The organism is Kitasatospora sp. NPDC093806 (assembly GCF_040683335.1).
In the GTDB taxonomy this organism is placed as follows: domain Bacteria; phylum Actinomycetota; class Actinomycetes; order Streptomycetales; family Streptomycetaceae; genus Kitasatospora.
The window spans coordinates 1-3,886 of record NZ_JBFBDO010000233.1 but is presented as its reverse complement, the minus strand read 5'-3'; the positions used below and the strand labels follow the sequence as shown (position 1 = coordinate 3,886).

At 75.5% G+C, this 3,886-nt stretch carries 2 protein-coding genes and 1 pseudogene; all 3 read left to right on the top strand.

The genetic code is table 11. From position 1 onward, the window contains the following. The first annotated feature begins 25 nt into the window (after positions 1 to 25). A complete protein-coding gene (locus tag AB0N76_RS39515; RefSeq protein WP_363565692.1) occupies positions 26 to 1,534 on the top strand; it encodes a hypothetical protein in 1,509 nt (502 codons plus the stop codon). A gap of 73 nt (positions 1,535 to 1,607) precedes the next feature. Further along, positions 1,608 to 2,483, top strand: a complete 876-nt coding sequence (locus AB0N76_RS39510) for a hypothetical protein (RefSeq protein ID WP_363565691.1) — start codon at positions 1,608 to 1,610, stop codon at positions 2,481 to 2,483. Between the two features lie 93 nt (positions 2,484 to 2,576). Then, positions 2,577 to 3,886 (top strand): annotated as a pseudogene (locus AB0N76_RS39505) (hypothetical protein); the annotation flags it as partial.

Below are 3,886 nucleotides of genomic sequence, written 5' to 3'. Positions count from 1 at the left end.
CCGACCCCGCCCGCCGTCCGCCCGGCTGGGCCGTCGCCGACCTCCCGGCCGGCCCCCGGCACGCCGCCGCGCTGGCCCCGCCGCCGACGAGGGCCTGGCCCGTCGGCTCAAGGCGCTGGCCTGCACCGCGCCGCTGCACGACCTGGACAGCCGCAAGGTCATGCTGGCCGGCGAGTACGGCGGCTACGCGATGGCCGAGGTCGGGCTCGCCGCGATCGACCTGGTCACCCTCAACATGGACTTCGACACCGGCGCCGACCGGGACACCGTGCTCGCCCGGATGCTGCCCCGGGTCGCCGCCCAGGCGCCCGGCCGCTCCACCGCCGAGCACCAGCGGGTCGGCCGCTGGGTGCTGGAGTCGCTGATCAACGTCGGCAGCGTGGACCGCGGCTTCCGCGCCGTCTACGGCACCTTCAACGCCGACGGCGACTACGTCCGCCGCGACTACGACTTCAAGCTGATCGAGGAGGTCCCGGGCCCCGACGGCGGCGTCTACCTGCGCACCACCGACGAGGCGGTCAACGTCCTGGTCGGCGCGCTGGACACCGACGTCACCTCGGCCCAGATCGCCGCCGAGGTCAAGCTGGAGGTGCTGATCCGGCGCGGCCGGCTGGCCGACGCCCAGCTCGCCGCCGAGCAGGCCCGCTACCGCACCGTGCAGTACGCCGAGACGCTGCGCCGCGCCCTCGACGCCACCCGTCGCAACGTCCGCGCCGTCGACTGGATGCAGGCCATCCCGGACCTCATCGACGAGGCGCTCGACCACATCGCCGACCGCTACCGGCACGAGAACGCGATTCTCACCAACATCCGCAAGGCCCGGGACGAGGCCGAGGAGCCCGAGCACAAGCGCCGCGCCGCCGAGCTGGTGGACATCGTCAAGGACTGCATCCGCCGGCACACCCAGCTTCAGACCCGCCTGCTGGAGGCCGGCCCGCTGTTCCGCGCCGAGCAGGACCGGCAGGCCTTCGCCACCCCCGGCGCCCGCAGCGGCATCGACCTCTACGGCCAGCTGCTCGCCCCCGTGCTGCGGCTCCCGATAGAGCAGGCCGTCCGGCCCACCGGCGCCTTCTTCGCCCGCGGCACCGGCCTGCGCACCCCCGTCTCGGTCCGCGTCACCGACCTGGTCGACCTGCTGCTCACCCCGCCGGTCGAACGCGAGCACCTCGGCGCCGAGCTGCCCGACCCGGACCTGGTCGCCACCCCCGACGACAGCCGGTTCTCCGAGGCGCAGCTGGAGGCGGCCCTCGACCTGCTCGACCTGCCCGCCGACGCGCCGCGCCGGCTCTCCGGCCTGCTCGCCGAGGCCCGCGCGCAGGACCCGGAGCTCCCGTACCTGGTCGCCCTGCTGGCCGTGCACGCGGCCAGCCCGCCGGTCGGCACCGCCTACCGGCAGGGCGAGGAGCGGCTGCTCTTCGCGGTCGACGACGGCACCCCGCTGCACGACCGCGAGTTCGGCGGCGCCGACCTCATCGTCGGCAGCGCCCTGCTCGACGCGGTCGGCATGGCCGCCGACCGCAAGGACGCCGGCTGACCCCGGCCCGTCCCGCCTCCACCACCAGCACACCACCCGCAGACCCCCGTAACGCCCCCGAGGAGCACCGCCCGTGACGACCCACCACGACACGTCCTGGGCGCCCGAGACCGAACCGGCCGCCCCCGCGCCGATCACCCCGGCCGACGTCGCCGACGCCGCCCGGCTGGTCTCCTTCGGCCTCCAGGCCAAGCTGCTCCCGGCCCGCGACGCCGAGTACGCCGAACTGGTCCGCCGCCACCGTGAGGACCCGCCGTTCGCCCGGCTCGCCGACGCCGTCGCCACCGGCATGGGCCTGGTCGTGCTGGAGGTCTCCCCGCGCGCCGGCATGGCCGTCGCCGCCGCCGAGGACTCCGTCTTCGCCGTCCGGATGGGCGACTACTCGCGCCGCGCCGCCTCCGAGTCCACCGACCGCTTCCTGCACGGCCTGGCCCACCTGGCCGTCGCCGCGATGGCCTTCCCCCGCCCCGAGGACCTCGCCGACGACGGCTACCTCGGCCGGATCACCGTCAACGGCGTCGACTCCTTCGTCCGCCAGGCCTGCCGCCGGCTGGAGGAGCAGGCCGCCGCCGACGGCGCCAACACCGACCCGCAGAGCGACGCCCCCGGCCTGGAGGCCGCCTGGCGGGTCTGGGCCCGGCGCACCGCCACCGGCGCCACCAAGGACGCCCGCCGGCTCTCCGGCTCCACCATCGGCATCGTCGCCAAGGCGGTGCTGTTCCTGGTCGACTCCGGCTTCCTGCAGAAGGTCTCGGACGACGCCGGCGGCACCTACCGCACCACCGCCCGCTACCAGCTCCAGGTCCGCGACCTGGCCGGCAGCGCCGCCATGGCCGAGCTGCTCGACCTCGGCATCGTCCCGGTCTCCGACGGCACCGCCTCGCTGCTGCCCCCGGACACCGGGGACGAGCTGGTCGCCGACGCGGGCCTGCCGTTCCACTCGCTCTGACGCCCCACCGGACCAGCTCCACCGGCCCGGCCCCACCGGCCCCCACCGGATCAGACCCTCCGAACCCACCCGCCTCCTGGAGAACCGCCGCACATGTACGAGCTCAACCGGGTCCGCCTCTACTCGATCGGACCGGCCGGCGCCCGCTACGCCGACACGGTGCTCGACCTGCGCGGCGTCGGCGATCCGGTCGCCGACCCGGCCCCCCAGCAGATCGGCCTGTTCGGCGAGGAGCCGGACGGCCCGGTCCGCCGCCCCGCCCCGGCCGGCGTGCTCTTCCTGGAGAACGGCGGCGGCAAGTCCGTCCTGCTCAAGCTGATCTTCTCGGTCATGCTGCCCGGCCACCGCAACACCCTCGGCGGCGCCAGCTCCGGCGTGCTCCGCAAGTTCCTGCTCGCCGACGACTGCGGCCACGTCGCCCTGGAGTGGCAGCACACCGTCACCGGCGAACCGATCGTGGTCGGCAAGGTCAGCGAGTGGCGCGGCCGCCAGGTCTCCTCCGACCCGCGCAAGTTCGCCGAGACCTGGTACTCCTTCCGCCCCGGCCCCGGCCTCACCCTGGACTCCCTCCCGGTCGCCGAACGGGTCAGCCTGGCCGGCGACCAGAAGGCCCGCGGCCGCCGCCGCACCATGAAGGGCTTCCGGGACGCCCTCACCGAGGCCGGCAAGGCCCACCCGCACCTCGACCTGGTCTTCGAGGACGGGCACGACCGCTGGACCGAGCACCTCGGCGAACTCGGCCTCGACCCCGAACTCTTCCGCTACCAGCGCGAGATGAACGCCGACGAGGGCGAGGCGGCCGGCCTCTTCGCGGTCAAGCAGGACAAGGACTTCACCGACCTGCTGCTGCGCGCCGTCACCGACACCCGGGACACCGACGGCCTCGCCGACCTCGTCCACGGCTTCGCCGCCAAGCTCGGCCTGCGCTCCGAACTCACCGCCGAACGCGACTTCACCGCCGGCTCGCTGGAACTGCTGGAGCGCATCGCCGAGTCCACCACCGCCCGCGAGGGCGTCCGCGAGGCCCACCGCACCGCCGAACGCCGCGCCCGCCGCCTCGCCCACGCCCTCGGCTCGCGCGCCACCGGCGAACGCGACCGCGCCCAGGACCTCGCCGTCGAGGTCGCCGCCGCCGCGAGCGCCGTCACCGCCGCCGAGACCGACCGCACCCGGCACACCCTGATCGCCGCCGAACTCACCCACCGGCACGCCACCCTGGCCCTGGCCGCCGCCACCACCGAGGCCGCCGCGCTGCGCCGCGAACTCACCGACGCCCGCACCCTGCACTCCGCCTGGCAGGCCGCCGAGGCCGTGCGCCGACCCGCGCCGGATCGGCGTGCTCGGGCACTCGATGGGCGGTGCGGCCGCCGCCGAGACGGTCCGCCAGGACCGGCGGTTCGCGG